The 26,749-nt window shown below is 67.3% G+C and carries 28 protein-coding genes; 11 read left to right on the top strand and 17 right to left on the bottom strand.

The features are described 5' to 3' along the window. Positions 1-95: 95 nt before the first annotated feature. Positions 96-1,235, bottom strand: a complete 1,140-nt coding sequence (locus FM104_RS10130) for a class I SAM-dependent methyltransferase (RefSeq protein ID WP_087132083.1) — start codon at positions 1,233-1,235, stop codon at positions 96-98. Between the two features lie 71 nt (positions 1,236-1,306). On the opposite strand from FM104_RS10130, the gene FM104_RS10125 reads away from it, so the two are divergent. From FM104_RS10125 to FM104_RS10100, 6 genes are all read left to right on the top strand, one after another. Further along, positions 1,307-1,984, top strand: a complete 678-nt coding sequence (locus FM104_RS10125) for a TetR/AcrR family transcriptional regulator (RefSeq protein WP_179206756.1) — start codon at positions 1,307-1,309, stop codon at positions 1,982-1,984. After that, entirely contained in the window at positions 1,981-2,913 is a 933-nt protein-coding gene (locus tag FM104_RS10120; protein ID WP_087132077.1) for an ABC transporter ATP-binding protein, read from the top strand. The genes FM104_RS10125 and FM104_RS10120 overlap by 4 nt, the downstream gene beginning before the upstream one ends. Further along, positions 2,910-3,710, top strand: coding sequence for an ABC transporter permease subunit (locus tag FM104_RS10115; RefSeq protein WP_087132075.1), 801 nt, complete (start codon positions 2,910-2,912; stop codon positions 3,708-3,710). The genes FM104_RS10120 and FM104_RS10115 overlap by 4 nt, the downstream gene beginning before the upstream one ends. Positions 3,711-3,786: 76 nt before the next feature. Further along, positions 3,787-4,173: a GntR family transcriptional regulator gene (locus FM104_RS10110; RefSeq protein WP_087132072.1), complete on the top strand. Its 387-nt coding sequence runs from the start codon at positions 3,787-3,789 to the stop codon at positions 4,171-4,173. After that, positions 4,170-5,030 carry an ABC transporter ATP-binding protein gene (locus tag FM104_RS10105; RefSeq protein WP_087132069.1) on the top strand — a complete coding sequence of 287 codons (861 nt, stop codon included), beginning with the start codon at positions 4,170-4,172 and terminating at the stop codon, positions 5,028-5,030. The genes FM104_RS10110 and FM104_RS10105 overlap by 4 nt, the downstream gene beginning before the upstream one ends. A gap of 41 nt (positions 5,031-5,071) precedes the next feature. Beyond that, complete coding sequence (locus FM104_RS10100; protein ID WP_087132066.1) at positions 5,072-5,758, top strand: hypothetical protein; 687 nt, start codon at positions 5,072-5,074, stop codon at positions 5,756-5,758. A 63-nt stretch (positions 5,759-5,821) separates the two neighbouring features. Here the strand turns inward: FM104_RS10100 and FM104_RS10095 are convergent, their stop codons facing one another. Further along, positions 5,822-6,406 (bottom strand): ArsR/SmtB family transcription factor, encoded by a 585-nt coding sequence (locus tag FM104_RS10095; RefSeq protein WP_087132064.1) that lies wholly within the window; start codon positions 6,404-6,406, stop codon positions 5,822-5,824. A 74-nt stretch (positions 6,407-6,480) separates the two neighbouring features. Here FM104_RS10095 and FM104_RS10090 point away from each other — a divergent pair, with 74 nt between their 5' ends. Further along, on the top strand, positions 6,481-7,938 hold the full coding sequence (locus tag FM104_RS10090; RefSeq protein WP_087132062.1) for an MFS transporter: 1,458 nt from the start codon (positions 6,481-6,483) through the stop codon (positions 7,936-7,938). Positions 7,939-8,093: 155 nt separating this feature from the next. On the opposite strand, the gene FM104_RS10085 is transcribed toward FM104_RS10090, so the two are convergent. Beyond that, positions 8,094-9,317 carry an NAD(P)/FAD-dependent oxidoreductase gene (locus FM104_RS10085; RefSeq protein WP_087132059.1) on the bottom strand — a complete coding sequence of 408 codons (1,224 nt, stop codon included), beginning with the start codon at positions 9,315-9,317 and terminating at the stop codon, positions 8,094-8,096. Between the two features lie 160 nt (positions 9,318-9,477). On the opposite strand from FM104_RS10085, the gene FM104_RS10080 reads away from it, so the two are divergent. Then, complete coding sequence (locus FM104_RS10080; protein WP_087132056.1) at positions 9,478-9,960, top strand: Lrp/AsnC family transcriptional regulator; 483 nt, start codon at positions 9,478-9,480, stop codon at positions 9,958-9,960. A 277-nt stretch (positions 9,961-10,237) separates the two neighbouring features. Here FM104_RS10080 and FM104_RS10075 read toward each other — a convergent pair whose 3' ends face one another. The 6 genes from FM104_RS10075 to FM104_RS10050 all read right to left on the bottom strand — a co-directional run bounded on the left by FM104_RS10075 (position 10,238) and on the right by FM104_RS10050 (position 15,434). Then, a complete protein-coding gene (locus FM104_RS10075) occupies positions 10,238-11,014 on the bottom strand; it encodes a DeoR/GlpR family DNA-binding transcription regulator (protein ID WP_087132054.1) in 777 nt (258 codons plus the stop codon). 30 nt (positions 11,015-11,044) lie between these two features. After that, the gene (locus FM104_RS10070) at positions 11,045-11,911 is read right to left on the bottom strand and encodes a class II fructose-bisphosphate aldolase (RefSeq protein ID WP_087132052.1); all 867 of its coding nucleotides are present in this window, start codon (positions 11,909-11,911) and stop codon (positions 11,045-11,047) included. After that, positions 11,908-13,011, bottom strand: coding sequence for a 1-phosphofructokinase family hexose kinase (locus FM104_RS10065; RefSeq protein ID WP_087132049.1), 1,104 nt, complete (start codon positions 13,009-13,011; stop codon positions 11,908-11,910). Before FM104_RS10065 ends, FM104_RS10070 begins: the two co-directional genes overlap by 4 nt. After that, the gene (locus FM104_RS10060) at positions 13,008-14,006 is read right to left on the bottom strand and encodes an ROK family protein (RefSeq protein ID WP_218778572.1); all 999 of its coding nucleotides are present in this window, start codon (positions 14,004-14,006) and stop codon (positions 13,008-13,010) included. The genes FM104_RS10065 and FM104_RS10060 overlap by 4 nt, the downstream gene beginning before the upstream one ends. A gap of 11 nt (positions 14,007-14,017) precedes the next feature. Beyond that, complete coding sequence (locus FM104_RS10055; protein WP_087132046.1) at positions 14,018-14,914, bottom strand: SIS domain-containing protein; 897 nt, start codon at positions 14,912-14,914, stop codon at positions 14,018-14,020. 208 nt (positions 14,915-15,122) lie between these two features. Further along, positions 15,123-15,434, bottom strand: a complete 312-nt coding sequence (locus FM104_RS10050) for a chorismate mutase (protein ID WP_087132043.1) — start codon at positions 15,432-15,434, stop codon at positions 15,123-15,125. Between the two features lie 109 nt (positions 15,435-15,543). Between FM104_RS10050 and FM104_RS10045 the strand changes: the two genes are divergently transcribed. After that, entirely contained in the window at positions 15,544-16,737 is a 1,194-nt protein-coding gene (locus FM104_RS10045) for an AI-2E family transporter (RefSeq protein ID WP_087132040.1), read from the top strand. A 24-nt stretch (positions 16,738-16,761) separates the two neighbouring features. On the opposite strand, the gene FM104_RS10040 is transcribed toward FM104_RS10045, so the two are convergent. The 7 genes from FM104_RS10040 to FM104_RS10010 all read right to left on the bottom strand — a co-directional run bounded on the left by FM104_RS10040 (position 16,762) and on the right by FM104_RS10010 (position 24,284). Next, positions 16,762-17,682: an ABC transporter substrate-binding protein gene (locus FM104_RS10040; RefSeq protein WP_087132037.1), complete on the bottom strand. Its 921-nt coding sequence runs from the start codon at positions 17,680-17,682 to the stop codon at positions 16,762-16,764. A gap of 18 nt (positions 17,683-17,700) precedes the next feature. Further along, positions 17,701-18,435, bottom strand: a complete 735-nt coding sequence (locus FM104_RS10035) for an ABC transporter permease (RefSeq protein ID WP_087132035.1) — start codon at positions 18,433-18,435, stop codon at positions 17,701-17,703. Further along, complete coding sequence (locus FM104_RS10030) at positions 18,432-19,124, bottom strand: ABC transporter permease (RefSeq protein ID WP_087132032.1); 693 nt, start codon at positions 19,122-19,124, stop codon at positions 18,432-18,434. The genes FM104_RS10035 and FM104_RS10030 overlap by 4 nt, the downstream gene beginning before the upstream one ends. Beyond that, a complete protein-coding gene (locus tag FM104_RS10025; protein WP_087132030.1) occupies positions 19,121-20,023 on the bottom strand; it encodes an ABC transporter ATP-binding protein in 903 nt (300 codons plus the stop codon). The genes FM104_RS10030 and FM104_RS10025 overlap by 4 nt, the downstream gene beginning before the upstream one ends. Positions 20,024-20,168: 145 nt before the next feature. Beyond that, positions 20,169-21,587: a dihydrolipoyl dehydrogenase family protein gene (locus FM104_RS10020; RefSeq protein WP_087132027.1), complete on the bottom strand. Its 1,419-nt coding sequence runs from the start codon at positions 21,585-21,587 to the stop codon at positions 20,169-20,171. 172 nt (positions 21,588-21,759) lie between these two features. Next, positions 21,760-22,866: a lactonase family protein gene (locus FM104_RS10015; RefSeq protein WP_087132024.1), complete on the bottom strand. Its 1,107-nt coding sequence runs from the start codon at positions 22,864-22,866 to the stop codon at positions 21,760-21,762. Between the two features lie 131 nt (positions 22,867-22,997). Further along, positions 22,998-24,284: an adenylosuccinate synthase gene (locus FM104_RS10010; protein ID WP_087132022.1), complete on the bottom strand. Its 1,287-nt coding sequence runs from the start codon at positions 24,282-24,284 to the stop codon at positions 22,998-23,000. A 111-nt stretch (positions 24,285-24,395) separates the two neighbouring features. Here FM104_RS10010 and FM104_RS10005 point away from each other — a divergent pair, with 111 nt between their 5' ends. Next, positions 24,396-25,103, top strand: a complete 708-nt coding sequence (locus FM104_RS10005) for a Pr6Pr family membrane protein (RefSeq protein ID WP_087132020.1) — start codon at positions 24,396-24,398, stop codon at positions 25,101-25,103. Between the two features lie 45 nt (positions 25,104-25,148). On the opposite strand, the gene FM104_RS10000 is transcribed toward FM104_RS10005, so the two are convergent. Then, positions 25,149-25,445: a hypothetical protein gene (locus FM104_RS10000; protein ID WP_218778571.1), complete on the bottom strand. Its 297-nt coding sequence runs from the start codon at positions 25,443-25,445 to the stop codon at positions 25,149-25,151. Between the two features lie 212 nt (positions 25,446-25,657). On the opposite strand from FM104_RS10000, the gene FM104_RS09995 reads away from it, so the two are divergent. Continuing rightward, a complete protein-coding gene (locus tag FM104_RS09995) occupies positions 25,658-26,749 on the top strand; it encodes an AAA family ATPase (protein ID WP_087132017.1) in 1,092 nt (363 codons plus the stop codon).

Below are 26,749 nucleotides of genomic sequence, written 5' to 3'. Positions count from 1 at the left end.
CCGGGGATTCTACGGAATCCTGCGGGCCAGCGCAGCCGCCGCACGGAGGTGCGCTGCCGCCCCAAGAATGAGTTGTCGACGGATGCTGGTCCCACTCACCCGCGCCGCACGCTGCGCGTCACGGTGAACTTCGAGGTGCGCGCGACCTGCTCTGTCGGGCCGACATCTCGGGCCAGCACACGGCGGTGATCAAGTGAGGAGTTGAATACCGTCCACACCTCACCACCGGGCCGGAGAAGTCGAGCCGCGGCCTCGATGAGTCGGCGCCCCGCCCCCTCGTGCACACTCGCGCCGAGATGGAACGGCGGATTCAGCAGCACCAGATCGGCTTCACCGGACGGCAGCAGCGAACCGACATCGTCGAGAATCACCTGCACACGATCAGCGAGGCCGTTGGCCCGCATCGTGGCGAGGGCTGAACGCACGGCGGCAGCCGAGCGATCGGTGGCAGTGACCGCAGCATCCGAATGCAGCAGGGCGAAGGCGGCGGCGAGCGCGCCGGTTCCGCACCCCAGGTCGACGACTCGCGGACCATCCGCGGACGCAAGACCAGGCATAGCCTCCAGGAGCACGCGGGTGCCGATGTCGAGACGGGCGCCAGCGAAGGCGCCGCCGTGCGCGCACAGCACGAGCTCCAGAGGCTCGGGTGCGTCAATCGCCTGCCGCGCCGAGACCGGAAAGGGCGGCGAACCCGCTGGCCGCAGCAGACCGGATGCCACGATCAGCCGCGATTTCCGCTCGGCCCGCTGCGGTTGCACGGTCTCGAACGAGCGGGCGAGCACATCGTTCTGCGCGAGCGTCATGTGCTTGACGCGCCCGCCTGCAACCAGCACCGCATCGGGTGCGGCCCAGCGGGCGACAGCGTCCGCGATCTCCTCGAGTTCGGCGAGCGCTTTCGGAAGCTGCAGCAGCACCAGCCGTGCACCGACGAGCAGTGATTCGTCGAGCTCGTGGACCTCATATTCGGATCCGAACCCGAGCATCCGCGCGTTGTTCACCAGGGCGCGTCGCCCCGTCACCAGATCCTGATGCACGCGGATGCCACGCAGCCCGGCATCCGCCAGCGCCAGCGTGATCGCCCCGTATTCGTCGCCGATCACAGCGATCTCGGCGCCACTTAACCCGGAGTGCAGCGCATGCCGCACGAGCAACTCGTCGGTGGCATCCCAGGCCTGAAGATTCGGCGCCTCGACATCGGGGAACCGCCGCAGCCGGCTGAAGTCGAACTCTGGCACTCGCTCACTGTACCGGCGACGGCCGGCGCACCCCATTGACAATGACTGAACGTCTGTTTAGTCTGCTGTACATGCGTTCAGTATCCGATGATCTGACAGCCCGTGCGCGCATTCGCGACGCCGCCATTCAGTCTTTCGCCCGCGATGGCTTCGACGCGACGAGCATGCGCGCGATCGCCAAAGACGCCGGGGTCAGCGCGGCGCTGATCGTGCACCACTTCGGCGACAAGAACGCGCTGCGCGACGCGTGCGACGAGTACGTCGTCGCCGCGTTCATCGACGACAAGCACGAGCTGATCGAGGCGCCTACGGCCGACCGCATCCGCGCCGCACTGCATGACATCGAGCGCTACGGTCCGTACATCGACTACCTGGGACGGATGCTGGGCGACAGCTCACCCGCCGCGAATCGCCTGTTCGACAAGCTCATCGACGTCACCCGGGAAACCCTCGACCAACAGCGCGCAGCCGGACTGCTGGTCGAGATGAGCGACCCCGAGATGACGACGATGCTCATCGCGATGATGGGGCTCGCCCCCGTGATGATGCGCGCGCAGATCAGCCGCGTGCTGGGCGAGGATCAGCTCAGCCCGGCCGGCATGATGCGCACCACCCTCCCCACCCTCGAGCTCGTGACGCACGGCATCTATTCGACCTCGGTCTTTCTCGACGGGGCCCGCGAAGCCCTGTCCGGCGAGCAGGCGGCGACGCAGAAAGTCGAAGCGGCAGAAGAAGGGGCACCATCATGACCTCCGTCATCGACATCACCGCCCTGCACAAGAGGTACGGCAGGCAAACCGCACTGCACAGCCTCGACATGCAGGTGCAGCCGGGCACCATCTACGGCCTGATCGGCCCGAACGGCGCCGGCAAGACCACGACCCTGCGCACGCTCGTCGACGTAATCCGCCCGACCTCGGGTTCTGTGCGGGTACTCGGGGAGGATCCGCGCCGCGGGGGCGCGACTCTGCGCCGCCGCATCGGGTACGTTCCCGGAGAGCTGCGGCTCGAAGGCCGCGTCACCGGACATCGGATGCTGGATTTCTACTCCCACGTCTCCGGGCCCGTCGCCCGCGGGACGGTCGACGAGCTCGCCGACCGGCTCGGCGTCGATCTGTCGCGACCGGTGCGCAGCCTGTCCAAGGGCAACAAGCAGAAGGTCGGGTTGATTCAGGCGTTCATGCATCGGCCAGAGCTGCTCATCCTCGACGAGCCGACCAGTGGGCTGGACCCGCTGATGCAGCGCGAGTTCCAGGCGATGGTGCGCGAGGCTCGGGATGCCGGGCAGACAGTGCTGCTGAGCTCGCACGTGCTCAGCGAGATTCAGCAGACCGCCGATGAGGTGGCGGTCCTGGCGAACGGACGCATCGTCGCGCAGGGCGACGTCGCGTCACTGCGGCTCGGATCCGTGCGGCGCGTGCGGGTCGAGCTGGAGGAGACGGATGCTGCAGACGTGCGCCGCGTCTTCTCGGAGATCACCGGCGTCGAGGCGCTCGAGGTCGCCCCGCTCGACAGCATCCTGCAGCTCAGCGCGACGATGCAGGGCGCGATCGATCCGCTCATCAAGGCTCTCGCGAGGTTCACCGTGCACGACCTCACCATCGAGGAACCCGACCTGGAAGAGAGCGTGCTGCGCCTGTACGGGGCGACCGAAGCCCAAGAAGAAGGTGCGCGGTGAACAGCATCCTGCCGGTGTTCCGGCGCAGCATCCGCGAGTCGTGGCGAGGCCTTATCGGGTGGAGTCTCGGGATCGCGGCCGTACTCTTCCTCTACCTGCCGCTGTATCCGCTGTTCGGATCGGGCGGGCAACTGCAGGACATCCTCAAGGCGATGCCGAAACAGCTCGTCGACACGGTCGGCTACGACCAGATCGCCACCGGTGCCGGCTACGCGCAGAGCACCTTCTACGGCCTCCTCGGCTTTCTGCTGGTGACGATCGCGGCGGTGCTGTGGAGCTCAGCGGCGATCGCCGGCGCCGAAGAATCGGGCCGGCTCGAGCTCGACCTCGCACATGGGATCGGGCGGATGCAGTACGCCACCGAGTCCGCGGCCGCGGTGCTGCTGCGACTGCTGTGGCTCGGTGCGCTCTCGGGCATCATCGTCTGGGCTCTGAATGGGCCGGCCGAGCTGGGCATCCATCCGCCGCACATCATCGGGGCAGTGCTCGCTCTCACCGGACTGGCGTTCCTCAGTGCGGCGGCGGGGCTGTTCGCGGGAGCGCTGACCGGCCGCAAGGCATGGGCCACGGGCATCGCTGCGGGTATCGCGGTACTCGGTTACGTCTTTCAAGCGGTGGCGAAGCAGTCGAAGGATCTGGAGTGGCTGAACACCCTGTCGCCGTACTACTGGGTGTACCACCAGGCTCCCCTGCAAGACGGTGTCGCCGTCGGCGGCCTGCTGCTGACCTGGGGAATCGCGGTGGCGCTTGCCGCAGCATCCGCTCTGGCGCTGTCGCGACGCGACCTGCGGGGCTGATCTCGACAGCCCCTTGACGTCGGCCGGGTTAGGTGGTTAGTTAGTCAAGTAACTAACCACCTAACCTGGAGGCGCCGTGATCGACGAAGGCCGTCCGCTGTTCCTCCAGATCGCCGAAGCCATCGAAGAGTCGATTCTCGACGGCACGCTCACCGAAGACGGACAAGCGCCTTCCACCAACGAACTCGCCGCGTTCTACCGGATCAATCCGGCCACCGCGGCGAAAGGTGTCGCGCTGCTGGTCGACAAGCAGGTGCTGCTCAAGCGCCGCGGCATCGGCATGTTCGTCGCCGCCGGTGCGCGCAGCATCCTGCTCGCCGAGCGTCGCACCGCGTTCGCGGAACGCTACATCGATCCGCTCATCACCGAGGCCCGCACCCTCGGACTCGACGCCGAAGATCTGGCCGCACTGCTGCGCGAGCGCGCGGCCGGCCCCGCATCCACCGAAGGGAACCCCCAATGACCGCCGTCATCGAGGTGAACAACCTCACCAAGCGCTACAAGGACAAACTCGCCCTCGACGATGTCTCGCTCTCGATCGAGAAAGACACCATCTATGGTCTGCTCGGGCGCAACGGCGCCGGCAAGACCACGCTCATGTCGATCCTCACGGCGCAGAACTTCGCGACCTCCGGCGACGCCCGCGTCTTCGGCGAAGTCCCGTATGAGAACAGCGGCGTCCTCAGCCGCATCTGCTTCGTGCGCGAAAGCCAGAAGTATCCGGACGACGCGACGCCGAAGCACGCGTTCCGCGCGGCGCAGATGTTCTTCCGCAACTGGAGTCAGGAGCTCGCCGAGCAGCTGATCGAAGAGTTCCAGCTGCCGATGAGGACGCGGATCAAGAAGCTCTCCCGCGGCCAGCTGTCGGCCGTGGGCGTGATCATCGGGCTCGCGTCGCGCGCCGAAGTCACGTTCTTCGACGAGCCGTATCTCGGCCTGGATGCTGTCGCGCGCCAGGTCTTCTACGACCGGCTGCTCGAGGACTACGCGGAGTTCCCACGCACGATCATCCTGTCGTCGCACCTGATCGATGAGGTGGCCAACCTCATCGAGCGGGTGATCCTCATCGACGCGGGGCGCATCCTGATGAATGAGGAGACGGATGCTGTGCGCGGGCGCGCCTCGACGGTCGTCGGTGATGCGGCGAAGGTCGAAGCGTGGGCATCGGGTCGCGAGATCATCCACCGAGAGGCGCTGGGGCGCGTGGCATCCGTCACGGTTCTCGGACACCTCACCGCTGCCGACCGCACGGAGATCGCCGCTGCCGGCCTCGACCTTGCCTCGGTATCGCTGCAGCAACTCATCGTTCGGCTCACGTAGAACGCCGCGCACACGACCGACCAGACAAAGGAGACGCGCTGATGCGTCGCACACTCAACGTGGTCAGGCTCCAGCTGATCAATCGTCAGACGTTCATCTGGGTGCCGCTGATCGTCCTGGCATCCGCCACGATCGTCTCGATCCTCATCTACGCGATGATCCCGACGGATGGACCCAAGTACGGCGGAGGCGGGCAGGCACCGCTCTGGGTCTTCTTCGCCGTCGGACTGTCGTCGATGACGCTGACTTTTCCGTTCTCGCAGGCGATCAGCATCACGCGACGCGAGTTCTTCATCGGCACGATGCTCGCAGCCGTGATGAGCAGCGCCTTCATGGGCGTGCTGTTCCTCATCGGCGGAGGCATCGAAACGCTGACGAACGGGTACGGGGTCAATGGCTGGGTGTTCCGCCTGCCCTGGCTGTGGGATGCAGGCCCCCTCGGCGCGTTCGTCGTCTACTTCACACTCGCCCTGTTCTTCTTCGTGGTCGGCTTCACCGGCGCCACGATCTACAAGCGCTGGGGCGCGCTGGCCGTGACGCTTGCGAGCGTCGCCGTCGTGCTCGTGCTGGTCGGACTGGTCTTCCTGGTCACGAAGTGGGAGCTGTGGGGACAGGTCGGCACGACCTTCCAGCAGCTCGGCGCCTTGGGCCTCGCACTCTGGGGCCTCGTGGTGATCGCGTTGCTGATGGTGATCTCGTTCATCGCGTTCCGCAGGGCGATTCCGTAGCAGCATCCCGTCGGGGTTCCCCGGTACCGCCGGCAGCGCGGTCGCCGGGGTTCGCCATCGCGGTCAGATCGTGTCGTCGGCGGCGACGATGTCGATCCCCCACATCCGCCCCGCTGGATCGGTGCGGTCATGCGCAGCCTCCACCTCCGCGAACAGCGCGTAGATCTTCTCCTCGACCGCCGTGAACTCGGCCTCGGTGAGTCGAACCGTGCGCTGAGAGAAGGTGCCGTGCACTTCTGCCGTTCTGCCGGAGACGTACTCGGGGGCCCAGGCCAGCACCCGCCGGACCAGGTCGAAATGATCCTCGGCGAGGGTGTGCATGAGGGCGCCGCCCAGCACTTCGTCTTCGACCGGGTGCTCCGGAGAGCCCACGTTGTAGCCGCCTTGGACGGCGCGCCACACCCGGTCGCGGCGGTCACGCGCGTGCTCCGGCGCTTCGACGATCAGGCCAGCGTCTGCGAGCACCCGCAAGTGAAAGCTGACGCTGTTGGCCGGCACGTCGAGCTCGGCCGCAATGTCGGCGGCTCGGGCGAACTCACGCCGCGCGATGACCTTGGTGATGCGGCGCCGCAGCGGATGCGCGAGCGCCTTGAGCATCGCTGTCGTCATGTAGACGTGCTCGTCGGGACTGCTGACACTCTCAGTCATAGCGCGAGTCTACTCGCAGGAATAATTGCGCAACTGTTATTGCGCAATCTTTGTTGTGCATTTACTGTTGTCTCATGACTACGACGACGAGCAGCACCAGGCTGTGGAGCAACCGCCGCTATGCGCTGTGGCTGACGAGCGACACCGCCAAGGGCCTCGGCACTGCCCTGTTCAGCTTCGCCATCCCGCTCGTCGCGCTCTTCATCACGAATGACCCGGCCCAGGCCGGCATCATCGGCGGCACCGGAATGACTGTGCGCCTCATCGTCACCCTGTTCGGCGGAGTGCTCGCCGACCGCCACCACCGCATCATCATGATGCTGGTCGGCGCCGGGGTGGGCGCGGCGCTCAGCGGGGCATTCATGCTGCTGGCACTGACAGATGCACTCACCTTCGGCGGGCTGCTGCTGGTCGAAGTGCTCATGGCCGCGCGCGCCGGCAGCTTCGAGCCGGCCAGCGAGAGCGCGTTGAAAGAGATCGTGCCCGACGAGGTCATGGGGCGCGCGCAGGCGGCGAATCAGGGGCGGGATGCTGCGCTGCAGCTCGCCGGCGGACCACTCGGTGGCCTGCTGCTCGCAGCCGGTGCCTGGCTGATCGGTCTCGTGATGACCGTCGCGTACGGGATTTCTGCGCTGACAGCATGGCTGCTGCTGCGCGCCATGCGGCGCGGAGCGGTGCACGGCGCGGGGTCGAGGGTCGCGCAACCGGCAGAGCCCGGGGTGGCGCGCGATGCGCAGGCGGAGGCACGGGCGGATGCCACGGGCAATGCGGCGGCGGATCCGGCGGGCGGTCACGCTGGCGAGCGCGGTGCAGTGACGGCATCCGCGGCATCCGACATCGCAACACGCTCCGACGTCTCTGACCCTTCTGACGCCGCGACCCCTGCCCGCGGGATGCTGCGCGAGATCCGCGAGGGCTTCGCCTGGCTGTTCTCCCGCCCCGATCTCAGCGGCGTGCTGGTGATCGCGACAATCATCAATCTCGGTTTCAATGCGGCGATCACTACGGTGATCTACGCGCTGCAGCAAGCTGGTCACAGCGAGCTCACGATCGGGTGGATGTCGGCGGCCATCGGCGGCTTCATGCTCGTCGGCGCGATCATCTCCCCCACCCTGGTGCCGCGCATCAGCGCCGGAACGCTCACCATCATGAGCTTGCTCTGCTCGACCGTCGGCACCATCGTGATGACCGTCGTGCACGAGCCGTGGGCGATCGTGCTCGTGTTCGGCGGCGCGGTGTTCATGCTCCCCTCGCTCAATGCCGCGCTGATGGGGTATTTCATGGTCGCGACCCCGACACGGCTGCTCGGCCGCGCCAACAGTGCCGCCGGGGTGCTCGGCATGGGAGCGCTGCCGCTCGCACCGCTGATCGCCGGGTTCGGCCTCGCCCTCGCGGGGCGCACGCCCACGATTCTGGTGTGCACAGCGCTGTGCGCGGTGGCGCTGGTGCTTGCCATCGCCAACTCGCCGCTGCGGTCGCTGCCCGTCGAATCGGGCTGGGCCGCGCACGCCAAGCAGTTCGAGATCGTCTGACCCCGTCGCATCGGCAGTATTTCTCCGTCGCGCGCGCCGTGATCGCGCGCGCCGTGACCGGAGGTGTCCTCACCCAGCGGAGGACTCCTGAAGCAAAAGCCTCCTCCGGTGCCTGTGATCTCCTCCGCACGCAACGAACGCTCGCCGCACGCAGCTCAGCGCAGCGGGTCGAAAGGCCGGATCTCGGGGGCGATGCGACCGGTGGTGATCTGCTCGGCGAGCAGCTTGCCGGTGGCGGGGCCGAGCACGATGCCCCACATGCCATGACCGCCCGCGACGTACACGTTCGGCGCTCGTGTGGCCCCGACCAGCGGCAGCCCATCGGGGGTCACCGGGCGCGAGCCGACCCATTCGTCCTGCCGGTCGTCGAGGTCGATGCCGGTGAACAGCTCGCGCGACTGCTCGATGATCGCCTGCACACGACGCGGCTGGAACGGCTCATCGGGTCGGCGGAACTCCATGGTGCCCGCAATGCGGAAGCGCCCCTGGTACGGCGTGCACGCGATGCGCTGGAACGGCAGATAGACCGGATGCTCCTGCGGCTGCTCAGTGGCTACCGTGAATGAGTAGCCGCGGCCGGCCTGCACGCGGGTGCGCACGCCGAGTTTGCGGGCGAGCTTCGGCATCCACGCTCCGGTCGCGATCACGACCGAATCTGCCTCGATGCGGCGTCCGTTCGACATCGTCACCACGGGCTTGCGGGTCGATGACACATCGGTCACCTCATACCCGGTGAGCAGTTCTGCACCACGGGCGACGACTGCATGGCCGAGAGCCTCGACGAAAGGTGCCGGCTCGAAGAAGCGCTGGCCGTCGAGCCGGTAGGCGAGCTGCACGGCATCCGACAGCACCGGCGCGAGCTCGCGCGGGTTCTCGAGCTGCTCGAACGGCACCTCCTGCCCGTGCCGGACGACGCCTTCGACCTCATGCAGGAAGGCCTTCGACTGGCCCTTCTCCTTGAAGCCGATCACGAACGGGCCCTCGCGGGTCCACGATTCGACCCCGCCGTCGAGCAGCTCGTCGAAGCACTCCAGCGCGATCTTGTCGATGGGCGTGAGGTCGGCCATCGTGCGATCCCATGCGCGGTTGGTGCCGTGAGCGGCGAAGCGCAGCAGGAACGACCAGAGGCTCGGATCGACGCGGAACGGCACGTGCAGCGCAGCATCCGGATCGAGCAGTGCGCGGGGACCGTAGGTCCACAGGCTGGTATCGGCGAGCGGAATCGTCTTGCCGGGCGTCAGCCAACCGGCGTTGCCCCACGACGACCCCGCGCCGACACCCACCCGGTCGATGACGGTGACCTCGACGCCGCGTTCTTGCAGATGCCAAGCCGTGGCCAGACCGACCATTCCCGCACCGACGACGATCGTCCGCGACATTGCGTCCTCCTGAAGACTCATCCCTGAGATCTGGCGCACGAAACGCCCCTCACTGTGATTATGCAGATCTCAACGATCGGTTGGGGCTATGGTCGCAGATTCTGCGTAGAATCACGTTTCAACGAGGGCAATCCTCGTTACCAGGCAAGGAAGTGCACCAATGGACGCTGAATCTTCGGCACGGTCGTCGATCGATCTGGATGCCGTCGATCGCACCATCCTGTCGGAACTCAGCCGCAACGGCCGCATCTCGAACACCGACCTCGCCGCGATCGCCGGAATTGCGGAGTCGACCTGCCTGAAGCGGGTACGGGCACTGCAGGCCGCCGGAGTCATCGTCGGCTTCCACGCCGAGGTCTCACCGGCGGCGATGGGACTGCACCTCGAAGCGCTCATCACGATCCGTCTGCACGCGCACGCCCGCGGCGACCTGCGCAGGTTTCAGTCCTACCTCGAGTCACTGAAGGCGACGCAGCGGGTGTATTTCCTCGCCGGAGACCGCGACTTCCTGGTGCATGTGGCGGTGGCGGATGCTGCCGCGCTGCGCGAACTCGTCTCCGACACCCTCAGCCTGCGCCCGGAAGTGGCATCCACCAGCACGAGCCTGATCTTCGCCCAGGCTTCAGGCCCGCGCAGCCTCTGACCGACCCCGTCTCTGACCCACGCCACGTCGTACTCGCCGGGACACACCCTCCCCCGCACGCTCCGCGTGCCACTTGGTCGCTAAAACCCACGCGAAGCGGCCATTTGCGACACCGGCACCAAAGGAGATCACCCGAAAGCACCCCAGCCCACGCTTCACGTGTGCCAGTTGGTCGCTAAAACCCACCCGAAGCGGCCATTTGCGACACCGGCACCACAGGGCGGCAGGGCGAAGGATGAAACACCGCGCGAGAGTCGCAACCTGGACCCACCCCAGCTCAGGGCGCGATGCGCACCTCGAAGCCGGCATCCGTCAGGCGAGTGCGGTCAGCATCCGTCACTCCGGCATCGGTCAGCACCAGCGGGAACAGCTCGGCACTGCCGACGTGCGCGAACGCCGGGCGGCCGATCTTCGACGAGTCCGCCACGATCACTGCCTGCGCGGCGCGCTCGGCCATCATCCGGTTGACGGCGGCCTCATCTTCATCCCGCGTAGTGCCACCCGATTCTGCTTCCAGCCCATCGACACCGAGGAAGGCGATGTCGAGACGGATGCCGCCCAGCAGCTGCTCGACGAACGGTCCGACCAGTTCAAAGCTGCGCGGATGGATCACCCCGCCGGTGACGACGACCTTGAACTCCGGCCGCATCGCCAGCTGAGCGGCGATGTTGACCGCATTCGTGACGACCGTGAGCCCGTGCGCGGTGAGGTCATCGCGGGCGGCGAGCGCCGTCGCGATCGCGTTGGTGGTCGTGCCGCCGGAGAGCCCCACGACCTGCCCCGGTTCGACGAGAGCGGATGCTGCCGCCGCGATCCGCTCCTTCTCACCCGTGCCGTGGTGGCTCTTGTAGCGAATCGGCAGCTCATAGGCGACCGACTGCGCCACAGCGCCGCCGTGGGTGCGGGTCAGCAGCCGGCGCTCGGCAAGGCTGTCGAGGTCGCGACGCGTGGTGGCCGCAGACGCGCCGAAGCGCTCGACGAGCTGGTCGATTCCCACCTCGCCCTGTTCGGCGAGCAGGTCGAGGATGGCAGTGAGGCGGGCGGCGCGATTCACGTCAGCAGACCTGTCAGCTCTTCAGAACGGTCAGGCTGAGACGAGCGCGAAGAGGCGCAGCATCCGGGCGGCTTCTTCGGCGAGCGCTTCGCGAGCGGGCTTCAGGTACTTGCGCGAGTCGACGAGCTTCTCGTCGGCGGCGAGCGTCTCGCGGATCGCACGGGTGAAGAATCCGTTCAGATGCGTGGAGACGTTGATCTTCGTCATGCCCGCTTGCACCGCCTGCACGATCACGGCATCCGAGACGCCCGACGAGCCGTGCAGCACGAGCGGCACATCTCCGCCCTGGTCGCCGGTGCCGCGCAGTGCGTCGCGCAGACGAGCGATCAGCTCGATGTCGAGGGATGCCGACCGATCGAGCATCGCGTGGGACGATCCGACGGCGACGGCGAGCGCGTCGACACCGGTGGCGGTGACGAAGGCGCGGGCCTCGTCAGGGTCGGTGCGGACGCCGGGCGCGTGCGCGCCGTCTTTGCCGCCGACCTCGCCGAGTTCCGCCTCGATGTAGACGCCGACGGCACGCGCGCGGGCGGCGACATCGGCGGTGATCTTGACGTTCTCGTCGTATTCGAGCTTGCCGCCGTCGAACATGACCGATCCGAAGCCCAGTGCAATGGCCTCATCGACGAGTTCGGGACGCTCGGCATGGTCGAGGTGCACCGCCACCGGTGTCGCCGCGCGGCGAGCGATCGCGAGGGTGGCTAGACCGATCGGCTCGAGCCCGCCGTGGTAGTCGGCGCAGTTCTGAGAGATCTGCAGGATCACCGGCAGCTGCGCCCGCTCGGATGCCGAGACGAGCGCCTCGGCCGTCTCGAGGTGGATCACATTGAAGGCGCCGAGACCGGTGCCAGCGGCAGCCGAGTCGCGCATGAGGTCGCGGGCGGAGACGAGAGTCATCGAGGGTTCCTTCGGTCGGATGCTGGTGTCGGTGCGCCGGATGCCGGCGAATCGGGCGCGGGCGCCCCGGCTGCTGGCGAGAAACCACTATCTGCGTGAGAAACCACGTCAGATGCGGTTTCTCGTGCCGGAAGTGGTTTCTCGGCGTGGGTGGCCGGGGCGAAAGCGGCGGGGACGACGATGAGGTCGCGCTCGAGGTCGGGGCACGAGGGGTGGATCTCACCGGCCAGCGGCATCAGCACGGCGGCGGCCGACCAGGCAGTGGCGCGGCGAAGGATCTTTTCGGGGTCGTGGATGCCAGCATCCATCAGCACCGCGCACGCCGCCACCGCGGCATCGCCCGCACCCGTCGGGTTGCCGGCGAGCACCCTGTCGAGCCGCGCATGCAACACCTGGAGGTCAGGGTCAGCCGCTGAAGCGGTGATCGCCAGCATCCCGTCGGCGCCCTGCGAGAGCAGCACGAGCTCGGCACCGCGACGCAGCAGTTCGCGGGCGCCGTCGAGCGGGTCGGCGAGCCCGGTGGCATCCCGCAGCTCATGCTCGTTGGGTTTGAGAACGGATGCTCCGGCATCCGCCGCCTGAAGCAGGGACGGCCCTGACGTGTCGGCGATGACGACAGCGCCGGCATTCCGACCCAGGGCGATCAGCGCAGGCAGCACGTCGTCGGGCGTCGCCGGTGGGAAGCTGCCGGAGATCACGAGCACGCGCGCGTCTGCGCGCAGTGCGTCGGCGACCGCGGCTTTGAGCGCTTCCCATTCGGATGCCGTCGGCGCGACACCTCGCTCATTGATGATCGTGGTGTCGCCGAGCGCTTCGTCGACGAGGGCGATGCTGCGACGTGTGGATGCCGCAACGGGAACCAGCACGTGCGGCACCCCGGCTGCGGTCAGCTCGTCGGCGAACTCCGCCCCGGTCGCACCACCAACAGTGGTGATCGCCCGAACCGGCGCACCCTGCGCGTGCGCCACGCGAGCGACGTTGAGGCCCTTGCCGCCCGCGCGCGCGGCCCCGGTATCCGCTCGGTGCGTGCCGCCGGCGACGATCCGCTCGACGTGCCAGGTGAGATCCAGCGCCGGATTCGCCGTGACGGTGACGATCATGCCTTGCCCTCCGCTGCATCGCGGGCGCGCAGCGCCGAGCCGAGAATGCCGGCGTTCCCCGACAGCTCGGCGGGAACCAGCTGAGGGATGCGGTGGAAGCTCAGCCTGTCGGCCAGGCGCGTGCGCAGCTCATCGAACAGAGCGTCGCCCGCGCGGGAGAGCCCGCCGCCGATGACGACGGCATCCGGTGCGATCACCGCCGTGAGCTGTGCGATCGCGAGGGTCAGCGCGTCGAGAGCTTCGTTCCAGATCTGCCCGGCGACCTCATCGCCCGCGGCAACGCGGGAGATGACCTCTTTGGCGCCGCCGATGCTGACGCCGGTCGCTTCCGCGTATCGGCGAGAGATCGCGCCGGCCGAGGCGACGGCTTCGAGGCATCCGCGCGCACCGCACGGGCACGGCCATTCACCGATCGGCGAGTGGCCGATCTCGCCGGCATAGCCACCGGCCATGTATGGGCGGCCATCGATGAGAAGCGCACCGGCGATGCCCGTGCCGATGATCAGCACGACCGAGTTCGCATACTCCCGCGCTCCGCCGAGGACGCGCTCGGCCCAGCTGGCCGCGCGCACGTCATGGTCGAAGGCCACCGGCATCCCGAACCGAGCGCTCGCGAGATCGCGAATCGGTGCGCCTCGCCAACCGAGGTTGCTGCTGAAGACGGCGATGCCGCTCTCCGCGTCGACGATGCCGGGCACGACGACGCCGACCGCCTCAGGAACGACGAGCGGATGCTGCTCTTTCAACTCGTCTGCCAACTCGGCCAGCCGCTCCATGAGCCCCTCTGCTCCGCCGGAGACGGGTGTGGGCGTACGGCGCAGGCCGAGAGCCGTGCCGTCTGCGTCGAAAAGCGCCGACTTGATATCGGTGCCTCCGACGTCGAAGGCGAGCACGGGCACGCCGCGCCCGATCGTCGCGGCGCGCGCGAGCTTCTCCCCCGAGGCGTCGGTGACGACGTCGGGGATGCTGCTGTGATCAGGCGAGGCGTGCTGCACGATAACCGGCGTCAGTCGTCGAGGATGACGGAACGGGTGAGGTTGCGCGGCTGGTCGGGGTCGAGGCCCTTGGCGACAGCGCGGTCGAGGGCGACGCGGTGCACGCGCACGAGGTCGGCCAACGGGTCGATGTCGTGCTGCACGAAGCGGGCGCCGGTGGCCTCGACCTGAGCCTTCAGCCCCTCGGGTGCGGTGCCGAACTGCCAGGTGATGCGGCCGGGAGCGGCGATCGCGATCGGGCCGTGGCGGTATTCCATGGCGCTGTACGACTCGGTCCACGACTGCGACGACTCGCGCATCTTCAGCGCGGCCTCGTGCGCGAGGCCGATCGACCAGCCGAGGCCGAGGAAGCTGTACTGGTCGGCTTCGCCGAGAGCGGCGTCATCGGTGCCATCGAGCACGGCCTGTGCGTCGGCGATCGCCTTGGTGAGGTCTTCGCCCAGCGAGGCGCGGAACAGCGCGAGGGCGGTCGTTGCGAAGCGGGTCTGCACGACCGACTGCTCGTCGGCGAACGGCAGCGCGATGACGGAGTCGGCGAGGTCGACCAGGGGCGAGGTGTCGTCACCGAGCACGGCGATGACCGGAGTCTTGCCCTTGACGCGCTTGGTCAGCTCCAGCACTTCGGAGGTCGTGCCAGAACGCGTGAGTGCGACGATCGCGTCGTAGCCGCGGTCGGAGGGAACCTCGGATGCGGTGAACGCGTCGGTCTCGCCCTGGCCCGCGCTCTCGCGCAGCGCGGCGTATGACTGCGCCATGAACCAGGAGGTGCCGCAGCCGACGACGGCGATGCGGGCACCGGATGCCGGGAGCAGGGCCTGCTCGGTGCGCATCTCGGCGGCGCGCGCCCAGGTCTCGGGCTGGGAGTTCAGTTCGGCGCGCATGTGCGCGCCGGGAAGATTTTCGGTCATGTCAGCTCCTTGGATGACCTCTGCCGCCCAGGCCATGCATGTTTATGATTGTTCTCGGCAGTAACACTCATATTATTGCACTTGTGCGTCCTCGGGTCGAGTGCTGCGCGAGGCTGGCCATGCTTCAGGTGCCGCAATTCGTCGCCTCGCCCGCAGAATGGCGACCATTCGAGGCACGAACACGGGCGAGGGAAGGGCGAACTCCCCCTCAGCGGCCCTCGGCGGCCTCGGTGTGATGGCGGATGACCTCGGCGACGACGAAGTTGAACCACTTGGCGGCGAACTCCGGGTCGAGATGCGCCTCTTCGGCGAGCGCACGCAGCCGGGCGACCTGCTGCTCTTCACGACCCGGATCGGATGCGGGCATCTCGTGCTCGGCCTTGAGCTGCCCGACCTGCTGCGTGGCGCGAAAGCGCTCGGCCAGCATGAAGATCAGGGCGGCGTCGATGTTGTCGATGCTGGCGCGCAGGCGCAGCAGCTCCGAACGGGCCTGGGCGGCACTTGCGGCGTCGTCGGACATGGCTCTCCTCTGGTCGACTCCTTCACGATAGTCAACCCGGACTGCCCGCATCCGCCATTTGACAGGTCAAACCCGGCGGCGGGTGTCTGCGAGCCATAGAGTATTGCGCATGAGCAAAGATGGCGCCGCGCGCTCCCGGTCCGCGACCCGCAACCAGAAGGCGGCGAGCCCACCGCCGGTGGATGCTGCACTCACCCCGGCACCATCGCAGGGCACCCCTCATGTCACCGAAGCCCCCGAGCCGAGCCGGTCGTTCTGGGCGCGCATCGACAAGCCCTTCGTCTTCGGCTTCCTGGTCACTCTGGGTGGCCTGACTGCCTTCCTTCTCGCGCTCACTCTGACGAGCCTGTCGACCGTGATCATCTACATCGCGTTCGCGCTGTTCGCAGCCCTCGGACTCGACCCTGCCGTGCGCTTTCTCGAACGCCGCGGGCTCTCCCGTGGCCTGAGTGTGCTGGTGGTGATCCTCGGGTTGGTCGGAGTGCTCGCACTGGTGCTGCTGATGATCGTTCCCGTGGTCGTCGAGCAGGTGACCGCGTTCGTGACGTCGGTTCCGGACCTCATCTCCGACTTCATGCGCAGCGACGTCTACAGTTTCCTCGAGAGGCAGTTCGGCGACCAGTTCGAGCAGTTCGTCACCGACGCCCAGGACTTCCTCACCGATGGCAAGACCTGGCAGACGATCGGTGGCGGTGCACTGAAGATCGGTTCCTCGATCGCGGCCGGCATCTCCGGTGCCATCGTCGTGCTCGTACTGACGCTGTACTTCGTGGCGGGCCTGCCGACGATGAAGACGTCGCTGCTGCGCTTCGCTCCCGCACGTGACCGCGCCCGTGCGCGCGACATCACCGACCAGATCACCGATTCGGTCGGCGGCTACGTGCAGGGGATGGTCACGCTCGCGTTCATCAACGCGATCATCGTGCTCATCCTCTATCTCTCGCTGGGACTGCCGTTCCCCCCGCTGCTAGCGACCGTGGCGTTCTTGATCACCCTGATCCCGTTGGTCGGGTCGGTGCTGTTCTGGGCGATCGGCTCGGTCATCGCGCTGTTCGCCGACCCGTGGCACGCGCTGCTGTTCGCGGTCATCTATCTCGTCTACATGCAGCTCGAGGCGTACTTCCTCACCCCGCGCATCATGAACAAGACGGTCTCGGTGCCGGGCCCGCTCGTCGTGATCGGCGCGCTCGCCGGCGGCACGCTGCTGGGTCTGCTCGGTGCTCTGGTGGCGGTGCCGGTGACGGCATCCATCCTCATCATCATCAAGCAGATCTGGCTGCCCCGTCAGGACGCTCGCATCTGAGCGCCCTGACGGCACGCACGCTGTTTAGAGCAGCCCGTTGTCGGTGAGCCACTTCTTCGCGATGTCGGGAGCCGACATCTGATCGACCGTGCTCTGCACGTTGAGTGCGACGAGATCGTCGACACCGAGCTCTGCACTGATCTTGTTGATGATGTCGCTGATCTTGTCGGCGATGTCGCTCGAGGCGAGCGGCACGACGTTCGAGGCGAGAATCATGTTCTCGGGGTCTTCCAGCGCCACGATGTCCTTGGTCTTGAAGGACGGGTCCGCGGAGTAGATGTCAGCCACGTCGACGACGCCCGACAGCAGGGCGTCGAGCGTGCCCTCGCTGGTCGCCGAGAACGAGACGTCTACGCCGTAGACCGACTTCGCTCCGGCAGGGCCGTATGGCCGCTGCTCGAGTTCGGGCGAACCACCCAGCACGGCGGTGTGGTCGAGCTTCGACAGGTCGGCGATCGTGGTGAGCCCGTTCTTCTCGGCCACGCTCTTCAACACGGTGTAGGTGTCCTGATCACTCGCCTCGGCATAGTCGAGCGCGGTCAGGTTCTCGGGCAGCGCCTTCTGCAGTGCCGCGTACACGTCGTCGGGGCTGGTCGCCGTCGCATCCTTATCGAGGTACTCGAGCAGGTTGCCGGTGTACTCCGGGAACAGGTTGATCGCGCCGGACTCGATCTCGGGCATGTACGCATCGCGCTGTCCGATGTTGAACTGCCGCTTGACGGTGAAGTCGGCATTCTCGAGCGCCTGTGCGTAGATCTCGGCGATGATCTCGTTCGAGTAGTACGCCTGCGAGCCGATGACTATCGTGTCGCTGGCAGCATCGGTGCCCGCGTCACCGGACGGCTCTTCGAGGGGGTTGCTGCTGCCGCATCCGGTCAGCGCGATCACAGCGGCGAAGGCTACACCGGCCGCGAGGGTGGTGCGCATCTTGCGTGAGGAGAACATATGGGGACCTTTCATGGGTCAGGCAGGGACGGATGCCGCACGACGGGCGCGCGACGAGGGGGAGGAAGACTCGGAAACCGGATGCTGCGCACGCACGCCCGACGGGACAGCGGCCTTCTGCGCCAACGCGAGCAGCAGGTCGACCAGGAGCGCCAGGACCGCGACGAGGATCGCACCGCCGAGCACCTGATCGAAACGCCGCAGCGGGATGCCCTGGATGATCGGCCAGCCAAGACCGCCCAGGTTCACGTACGCGCCGATGGTGACAGTCGCGATGACCTGCAGCAGTGCCGACCTCAGGCCGCCGACGAGCAGCGGCAGACCGAGTCGAAGCTCGACCTTGGTGAAGATCTGCCACTCGGTCATGCCCATCGCGCGAGCAGCATCCACCACGCGCCGGTCGATCGCTTCGAGACCGGTGTACGCACCGGCGAGCAGCGAGGGGATGGCGAGCAGCACGAAGGTGATGATCGCCGCCAGGGGCGTGCGCACGACACCCAGCACGAGCACGAGCAGCACCAGCAGTCCGAACGACGGCACGGCGCGTGCGGCTCCGGAGATGGCGACGGCGATCTCGCGGCCCTTGCCGGTGTGGCCGATCAGCCAGCCCGCCGGAAAGGCGATGGCCGCCGCGATCAGCACGGAGATGACCGTGTAGAAGAGGTGCTGACCGAGCAGCGTCTGCAGCGCATAAGGCCCCTGCAAGCGTTCCGGCGAGAACAGCCAGGCCATCGCTTCGGAGAAGAGGTTCATGCGGCCGCCCTCAGCACCTTCTGCGTGCGTGCCGGCTTCTGCGTGGATGCGTGACCAGTCGCACGCGTCCACGGCATGAGGGCACGACCGAGCAGCAGAAGCAGCAGGTCGATGAGCAGTGCGATCACGACCACGGCGACAACACCCGAGAGCACCTCTACGACCAGACGACGCTGCTGGCCGTTGGTGAACAGGTAGCCCAGGTTGGTGACGCCGATCAGGATGCCGACAGTGGCGAGCGAGATGGTCGAGACCGCCGTGACGCGCAGCCCCGCGAGGATCACGGGCCCGGCGAGCGGCAGTTCGACAGCGAAGAAACGTCGCGGCGCCGCGTAGCCCATCGCCGTCGCGGACTGTCGGATGCTGGGATCCACCGAGTCAAGGCCATCGGCCACTGCGCGCACCATGATGGCGATCGCATAGATGGTGAGCGCGGCGATGAGGTTGGACTCGCTGATCGCGGAATAGCCGAGTGTCGCGGGCAGCAGGATCAGCAGCGCGAGCGAGGGGATCGTATAGAGCAGTCCGGTGAGCACGATGATCGGACCGCGCACGAGCCGGTATCGCCAGGCGACCCAGCCGAGGGGAATCGACAACAGGAACCCCAGCACGATCGGAATCACACTCTGACGCAGGTGCACCAGAGTGAGGTCGGCGATCAGCCCGAGGTTGTCGAAGACCCAGCTCACGTCACGCTCTCATCGCCAGTGCCCTTCGACAGGCTCAGGGACCCAGACTGATTCAGGGAAGCACTCGGCGACGCAGCATCCGCCGTCTCGTCGAGCAGCCGGCCCTGCGTGCGCCCCTCGGAGTCGACGATCACAGGGCCGTGCGGTGTGTGCCGGATCGACAGCGCCCGATGCCCGCGCTCCGCCCCGATGAACGCCGAGACGAAGTCGTCGGCCGGGTTCTCGATGATCTCGCTGGGGCTGCCGACCTGCACGACGCGGGCGCCCTTGTCGAGGATGACCACCTGATCGCCGAGCAGAAACGCCTCGTCGATGTCGTGCGTGACGAACACCACGGTCTTGTCGAGTTCGACCTGCAGACGGATGAGCTCCTGCTGCAGGTCTGCGCGCACGATCGGGTCGACGGCCCCGAACGGCTCGTCCATGAGCAGGATGTTCGGATCGGCTGCGAGTCCGCGAGCCACGCCGACGCGCTGCTGCTGGCCGCCCGAGAGCTGACTCGGATAGCGGTCGGCGAGCTCGAGATCAAGGCCGACGGTGGCGAGCAGTTCACGGGAGCGCTCGTGGGCCGCGCGCTTGCCCACTCCAGTGAGTCGCAGCACGGTGGCGACATTGTCGATGACGCTGAAGTGCGGCATCAGGCCGGAGTTCTGCATCACGTATCCGATGCGCCGACGCAAGGCGACCGGGTCGCCGCCGAGAACGCTCTCGCCGTCGATCTCGACGTCGCCGGAGGTCGGCTCGACCATTCTGTTGATCATCCGCAGCAGCGTCGTCTTGCCGCATCCGGAAGATCCGACGAAGACGGTGGTCTTGCGGGAGGGCAGTACGAGGTTGAAATCCTCGACCGCGAGTGTGCCGTCGGGGAATTCCTTCGTGACGGACCGGAACTCGATCATCGCTGCGCACCGCCTACCGGCGGGCTCCTTCGGATAGTGCCTGCATGGGTTCGTCTCCTCGGGTCACCACTCGAGCGTATGGGAAGCGTCCGACAACAAAGCCGGATTCCGGGTGATTCGCAGTATTCGCGGCGATGGGCGCACCTCAGGCCGACTGCCTGCCGTACTGCTCCAGCAGGCGCAGCCAGACCTCGCTCATCGTGGGGTACGCCGGGACCGCATGCCAGAGGCGACTGATCGGCACCTCACCGACGACCGCGATCGTTGCCGCATGCAGCATCTCGGCGACATCCGATCCGACGAACGTCATGCCGAGCACGAGCTCGCGCTCGGTGTCGATGATCATTCGCGCCATTCCCTCGTATCCCTCGGCATGCAGACTCGCACCCGCGATGCTGCCCAGGTCGACGTCGACCACTTCGATCTCTCGACCGGCCTCGCGCGCAGCCGATTCGGTCAGCCCGACCGACGCCGCCTCAGGCTCGCTGAACACGACCTGCGGAACAGCGCCATGATCGGCGGTCGCGACATGCCGTCCCCATTGCTGATCGGCGATGACCTCATCGCGCGAGCGCGCCACGATCACATCACCGGCGGCTCGCGCCTGGTACTTGCCCTGGTGCGTGAGCAGCGCTCGGCCGTTCGCGTCGCCGACCGCGTACAGCCAGTCGGTGCCCGGCACGAGAAGGGTGTCGTCTGTGCCGATGTACTCGCCCGCCTTCACCCCATCGATGTTCAGCGCAGTGAGTCCGATATCGTCCGTGCGCGGCTGCCGCCCGGTGGCGACGAGCAGTTCGGCGGCTGTGATCTCGTCGCCGTCGGCGGTGAAGAGTGTGACGCCGTCAGCATCCCGTCGCACCCGGGTGGTCTCGGTGTGCAGATGAACCTTGACGCCCCGCTCACGCAGCTTCGCTGTGATCCGCTCGCCGGCGAAGGGCTCCATGCTGCCCAGCAGCGTGCCCCGTGCGATCACGGTGACCTGTGCGCCGAGACCGGTGAATGCCGTGGCCATTTCGACCGCCACGGCGCCGCCGCCGATGATGGCCAGTGATTCCGGCACGTGCTCGGCGCTGGTCGCCTCACGACTCGTCCAGGGTTCAGCCTCGACGAGGCCGGGGATATCGGCGAGGGCCGCCGCCGATCCGGTGCAGATCGCGACGGCGTGGCGGGCCTTCAGCATCCGCTCGCCGTCGTCGGTGGTGATCGTGACCTCACGCTCTGCGGTCACCCGACCATGGCCGCGGATCAGGTCGATGCCGGCACTGCGAAGCCAGTCGACTTGACCGGCATCCGACCACTCCGATGTGAACGAATCGCGCCGCGCGAGCACCTCTTCGATATCGATCTCACCAGCTGTCACCCCGCGCACCGGCTGCGCGGCCCAGCGCGCTTGAAGGGGGCGCAGCAGCGCCTTCGACGGCATGCACGCCCAGTACGAGCACTCGCCGCCGACGAGCTCGCTCTCGATGACCACCGCCGTCAGGCCACCCTGCACCGCGCGGTCTGCCACGTTCTCGCCGATCGCTCCGCCGCCGAGCACGATCACGTCATATTCCTCGCTCATCCCGCCAGTCTCGCCCAGACCGCCGACACTGTCACGGGGTTGACAGCGGAGCGAGTTCTGCGCAACTGCGCAGATCGGCGCAACTCCGCACGGCTAACCCAAATCATCTGCGAGATAGTGCAGAACTGCGGAGAAGTGGATGCCAGGCGCGGCCGGCCCGGGCACAGCGGGCTCAGCGCACCGGCAGCAGGTGCGATGGGCTGGGCGCCGTCGCGATGTGGCGCACGTCTTGCGGAGCGCCGGTGCGCTCGTCGAGATCGAGCACGCTGATCGTGTTCGACTTCTGCCCGGCGACGAGCAGCGTGCCGTCGTAGACGAGGTGGTGGCGCGGCCAGTTGACACCGGAATCGGCCAGTGCGAGCGGCTCGAGCACCTCGCCCGCGCCGCGCACGCGGAGTGCGGCGATCGTGTTGCTGCCGCGCAGCGCCGTGTACAGCGTCTCTCCGTCACGCGAGCGCGTCAGCTCGGCAGCGAAGTCGAAGCCGATCTGCGCGATCTCCGCGGCGGGGGTCGCCGAGACCAGCCCCCAGGTGCCGTCGCGGGCGGATGCCAGGGTGAACACCTCGCAGGAGTACTCGGTGACCACGTGCAGGTGCCCGCTCGGGTGCAGCACCATGTGCCGCGGCCCCGTGCCACGCGGCAGCACGACCTCGTGATCGAGGGTCAGGTCATGGCGCCAGATGCGCACTAGGTCGAAGCCGAGGTCGGTGGTCGCGATCCGCCCGTCGGGGAGGAACACCGAGGCATGCGCGCGGGAGACGCGGGGCTCGGCGCCCATCGGGGTGGGGTACGGGTCGGATGCCGGGGATCCGCCGCTCGATTCGGAGGCCTCGAGGTCAGCCGGATCGCGGGTGCCGAACAGCGCCGCGCGCAGGGCAGCAGCCTTGTCGGGCGCCGGCTCGACGAGGTGTCCGTCGTCGGCGATTCCGTAGCGGACGACGCGGCCGTCGCCGTAGCAGCTGGCGATCAGCATCCGCCGGTCGAGGGAAACGGAGAGGTGGCAGACGATCTCACCTGCGGCGAGCGCTGGCCCGAGGGGTCGCAGTGTCGCCTCGCCGGAGCGTGCGAACGCCTGCACGGTGCCGGCGCCCTCCTGCGCCGCGTAGACGACATCGAGCGACGGATGCTGCGCGAGCCACGACGGCGACGCGATCGGCGCGGCGAGACCGCGGTAGGCGAGGGTCGATGCCCCGCGCCCCTCATCCACGGCGAGAAGCCCGATGCCCTCAGCATCCCCACCCTGATCGGAACCGTACCCGCCGACCCAGAATCGCGTCATATGTTCACACTCGCACATCGCCCCCGTCTATTTGGCGCAAAGTCTGCCTTCAGCAGCGTAATTTCGGTACTTCACGCCAAATAGACGGAGACCGGCGACCGGCGACCGGCGACCGGAGACCGGAGACCGGGTCAGTCGAGCAGGTCGGTGCGCACGATGACCTGGTCGCGCTCGGGGCCGACGCCGATCACCGAGATGCGGGTGCCGCTCATCTTCTCGAGCGTCAGCACGTAGTCCTGCGCGTTCTTCGGCAGGTCATCGAAGCTGCGTGCGGTGGAGATGTCTTCGCTCCAGCCGGGGAAGTACTCGTAGATCGGCTTCGCGTGGTGAAAGTCGGTCTGGTTCACCGGCACATCATCGAAGCGGGTGCCCTCGACGTCGTACGCGACGCAGACCGGAATCTTGTCGAGTCCGGTGAGGATGTCGAGCTTGGTGACCACCAGGTCGGTGATGCCGTTCACGCGAGTCGCGTAACGGGTGATCGGGGCGTCGTACCAGCCGACGCGGCGCGGGCGGCCGGTGGTGGTGCCGAACTCGAAGCCCTGCTTGCGCAGCCAGTCGCCCTGCTCGTCGAACAGCTCGGTCGGGAACGGACCCGAGCCCACGCGGGTCGTGTAGGCCTTGACGATGCCGACGATGCGGTCGAGCCGGCCGGGGCCGACGCCGGAACCGGATGCTGCGCCCGCAGCGGTCGCGGTCGATGAGGTCACGAACGGGTAGGTGCCGTGATCGATGTCGAGCATGGTGGCCTGGCCGCCCTCGAACACCACGACCTCGCCGCGCTTGAGCGCCTCGTCGAGCAGGTACCCGGTGTCGGCGACCATCGGCCGCACGCGCTCGGCGTAGGAGAGCAGGTCTTCGACGATCTCGTCAGCGGTGATCGCGCGGCGGTTGAAGATCTTCACCAGCAGGTGGTTCTTCTGGTCGAGCGCGCCCTCGACCTTCTGACGCAGGATGTTCTCGTCGAACAGGTCCTGCACGCGGATGCCGACGCGGTTGATCTTGTCGGCATAGGCGGGGCCGATGCCGCGCCCGGTGGTGCCGATCATGCGCTTGCCGAGGAAGCGCTCGGTCACCTTGTCGAGGGTGCGGTGGTACTGGGTGATGATGTGCGCGTTCGCGCTGACCCGCAACCGCGAGATGTCGACGCCACGGGCAGAGAGCGCTTCGAGCTCGTGGAAGAGCACTTCGAGGTCGACGACGACGCCGTTGCCGATGACAGCATTGACGCCGGGGGTGAGGATGCCGGAGGGCAGCAGGTGCAGGGCGTACTTCTCGTCGCCGACGACGACGGTGTGCCCGGCGTTGTTGCCGCCGTTGAACTTCACCACCCAGTCGGTGCGCTCACCGAGCAGGTCTGTTGCCTTGCCCTTGCCCTCATCGCCCCACTGGACGCCGACGATCACGATTCCTGGCATGGGTCATCCCCTTGTAATGCACGCTGTTCGCCGGGTTTGCACCGGCAGTTGAGCTGGCCCGAACGGGCGACTCCATACTACCGGGCGAGCAGAATTCACTAGAGTTCTGCCATGACAACGTGGTGGCCGTGGGTGCGAATGGCGGCCGCCGTGCTGGGATTCGCGGCATTGATCCGGCAGTTGACGCTCGCGATCGGCAACGCCCGCGCAGCCGAGACCGCGTGGGGGTCTCACGTGCCGACGGTCGGGGCGAACTTCTTCAGCTACTTCACCGTGCTCTCAAATCTGATCGCAGCGGCGACGCTCGTGATCGGCGCGGTATGGATGCTGCGCCATCACCGAGACCGGCGGCCAGAGCCGGTATGGCTGTCGACGCTGTTCGCCTGCGCCTCGGCCTACATGATCGTGACCGGCATCGTCTACAACCTGCTGCTGCGGCACATCGCGATCGGCGGCATCTCGGATGTCTGGACGAACGAGACGCTGCACGTCATCATTCCGCTGGTGATGCTCGCCGATGTGCTCCTGGCGCCGCACCGCCGGGCGCTGCCCTATAGGTCACTCGGCGTGATCGTGGCGTTTCCGATCGCGTGGGCGGTGTACACGCTGCTGCGCGCCAACTTCATCATCGGACCGGCGACGGGCAACGCCTGGTGGTACCCGTATCCGTTCCTCGACCCGCACCTGCAGGGCGGCTATCTCGGGGTCCTCGCGTACATCATCGGCATCGCATTGGTGATCGTCGCAGTCGGCGCCGGTGTGATCCTGGTCGGGCGCCGGCGCGCAGCATCCGCCCCTGATGGCGAGTTGGTCGGCTGAGCCGACCCGCCGACCCGCATCCGCTGCAGCGCCCCGCGCCGGGGCTTATGGCGCGGTGAAGCGGATGGGATAGCGCACCGGTCCGGTGTTGCCCGAGACGGGGAGCCATTCGCCCGGCCCGTCAGGCACGGCATCCGGCATCCGCTGGGCGAGCAGCGGGAGCGCGACCGCCATGTCGGTGCGGGCGACGAAGTGGCCGAGGCAGTGATGGATGCCGCCGCCGAACCCCGAATGAAGTGGGCGGTTCTCTACCTCGATGTCGAAGCCGGGTTCGTCGCCCATGCGCGCCGGGTCGGTGCCGACCGCGTGCGAGAGCACCTGCACGATGCCGCCCTTCGGCACGTGCAGACCGTTCAGATCGGTTCCAGACGCGGTTCCGCGCCCATCGACCCGCCGATGGGCATCCGACCACTGTCTCGCAGTTGTGCGGCAGAACCAAAATGGGGTATGGGCAATTCAACCCATGCTCCTCGACTGATCGGCCGCGGGCCAGCGGTTACGCTGTTTCCGGGGATCTGCGGTCGTCGCCTGCTCCCCGACGCGAGGAGAACCAGATGACCGACTTCCCCATCCCGGGATCCGCTTCGTCCACACCGCCGTCTTCGACGTCGGCGCCTGCGTCGCCGTCCGCTTCGGCCAGCACCGGGCCAGCACCGGCAGGGAACGCCTCCGCATCCGACCTCGCCCGGGCACAGCGCATCCTGCAGGTCATCACGGACTCGTACTCGACCAAGATGGTCGGCCAGGATCGTCTGCGCACGAGCCTGCTGATCTCACTGATCGCCGGCGGGCACATTCTGCTCGAGTCGGTGCCGGGGCTTGCCAAGACCACGGCGGCGTCGACCCTCGCCGATACGGTGAAGGCGTCTTTCAAGCGCATCCAGTGCACGCCCGACCTGCTGCCCAGCGACATCACCGGCAGCCAGATCTACGACGCCGCGACCGGAACCTTCCGCACGGTCCTCGGCCCGGTGCACGCGAACTTCGTGCTGCTGGATGAGATCAACCGCTCCAGCGCGAAGACCCAGTCGGCGATGCTCGAGGCGATGCAGGAGCGGCAGACCACCATCGGCGGAGAGGTGCACGCGCTGCCCAAGCCGTTCCTCGTGATCGCCACCCAGAACCCGATCGAGCAGGAGGGCACCTACGAGCTGCCCGAGGCCCAGATGGACCGCTTCCTGCTCAAGGAGATCGTGGAGTATCCGAGCCCGGCCGAGGAGTTCGAGATCCTCAACCGCATCGACTCGGGTGTGCTCAACCCCGACCGGCATGTGCCGAGCGCGATCACCCTCGATGATGTGCACGATCTTCAGGACATCGCCTCGCGGGTCTACATCGACCCGGCGATCCGCAATTACATCGTGCAGCTGGCCTACGTGACCCGAAACCCGGGCCCCTACATCGGCGAAGATCGGGCGCGCTTCATCAAGTACGGCGCCAGCCCTCGCGCCAGCATCGCGTTCCTGCAGGCATCGCGCGCTCTGGCTCTGCTGAGCGGACGCACGCACGTGCTGCCCGAAGACATTCGCGCCCTGCGCCACCTGGTGCTCCGCCACCGGGTGCTGCTCACCTTCGAAGCCGACGCCGAAGGCATCCGCAGCGAAGAGATCATCGACCAGATCTTCGCGTCGGTCCCCACTCCCTGA

Source organism: Microbacterium esteraromaticum (genome assembly GCF_900163815.1).
Lineage (GTDB): Bacteria > Actinomycetota > Actinomycetes > Actinomycetales > Microbacteriaceae > Microbacterium > Microbacterium esteraromaticum_B.
This window is presented reverse-complemented; position numbering and strand designations above follow the sequence as displayed.

Bases quoted from the DNA above. Each gene is read 5' to 3' on its own strand.
- FM104_RS10015 (WP_087132024.1), bottom strand. From the start codon at position 22,866: ATGACGCGATTCTGGGTCGGCGGGTACGGTTCCGATCAGGGTGGGGAT.
- FM104_RS09995 (WP_087132017.1), top strand. From the start codon at position 25,658: ATGACCGACTTCCCCATCCCGGGATCCGCTTCGTCCACACCGCCGTCT.
- FM104_RS10095 (WP_087132064.1), bottom strand. From the start codon at position 6,406: ATGACTGAGAGTGTCAGCAGTCCCGACGAGCACGTCTACATGACGACA.
- FM104_RS10100 (WP_087132066.1), top strand. From the start codon at position 5,072: ATGCGTCGCACACTCAACGTGGTCAGGCTCCAGCTGATCAATCGTCAG.
- FM104_RS10080 (WP_087132056.1), top strand. From the start codon at position 9,478: ATGGACGCTGAATCTTCGGCACGGTCGTCGATCGATCTGGATGCCGTC.
- FM104_RS10120 (WP_087132077.1), top strand. From the start codon at position 1,981: ATGACCTCCGTCATCGACATCACCGCCCTGCACAAGAGGTACGGCAGG.
- FM104_RS10090 (WP_087132062.1), top strand. From the start codon at position 6,481: ATGACTACGACGACGAGCAGCACCAGGCTGTGGAGCAACCGCCGCTAT.
- FM104_RS10055 (WP_087132046.1), bottom strand. From the start codon at position 14,914: ATGACCGAAAATCTTCCCGGCGCGCACATGCGCGCCGAACTGAACTCC.
- FM104_RS10040 (WP_087132037.1), bottom strand. From the start codon at position 17,682: ATGTTCTCCTCACGCAAGATGCGCACCACCCTCGCGGCCGGTGTAGCC.
- FM104_RS10010 (WP_087132022.1), bottom strand. From the start codon at position 24,284: ATGCCAGGAATCGTGATCGTCGGCGTCCAGTGGGGCGATGAGGGCAAG.
- FM104_RS10035 (WP_087132035.1), bottom strand. From the start codon at position 18,435: ATGAACCTCTTCTCCGAAGCGATGGCCTGGCTGTTCTCGCCGGAACGC.
- FM104_RS10045 (WP_087132040.1), top strand. From the start codon at position 15,544: ATGAGCAAAGATGGCGCCGCGCGCTCCCGGTCCGCGACCCGCAACCAG.
- FM104_RS10025 (WP_087132030.1), bottom strand. From the start codon at position 20,023: ATGATCGAGTTCCGGTCCGTCACGAAGGAATTCCCCGACGGCACACTC.
- FM104_RS10085 (WP_087132059.1), bottom strand. From the start codon at position 9,317: ATGTCGCGGACGATCGTCGTCGGTGCGGGAATGGTCGGTCTGGCCACG.
- FM104_RS10125 (WP_179206756.1), top strand. From the start codon at position 1,307: ATGCGTTCAGTATCCGATGATCTGACAGCCCGTGCGCGCATTCGCGAC.
- FM104_RS10005 (WP_087132020.1), top strand. From the start codon at position 24,396: ATGACAACGTGGTGGCCGTGGGTGCGAATGGCGGCCGCCGTGCTGGGA.
- FM104_RS10105 (WP_087132069.1), top strand. From the start codon at position 4,170: ATGACCGCCGTCATCGAGGTGAACAACCTCACCAAGCGCTACAAGGAC.
- FM104_RS10020 (WP_087132027.1), bottom strand. From the start codon at position 21,587: ATGAGCGAGGAATATGACGTGATCGTGCTCGGCGGCGGAGCGATCGGC.
- FM104_RS10065 (WP_087132049.1), bottom strand. From the start codon at position 13,011: ATGATCGTCACCGTCACGGCGAATCCGGCGCTGGATCTCACCTGGCAC.
- FM104_RS10050 (WP_087132043.1), bottom strand. From the start codon at position 15,434: ATGTCCGACGACGCCGCAAGTGCCGCCCAGGCCCGTTCGGAGCTGCTG.
- FM104_RS10070 (WP_087132052.1), bottom strand. From the start codon at position 11,911: ATGACTCTCGTCTCCGCCCGCGACCTCATGCGCGACTCGGCTGCCGCT.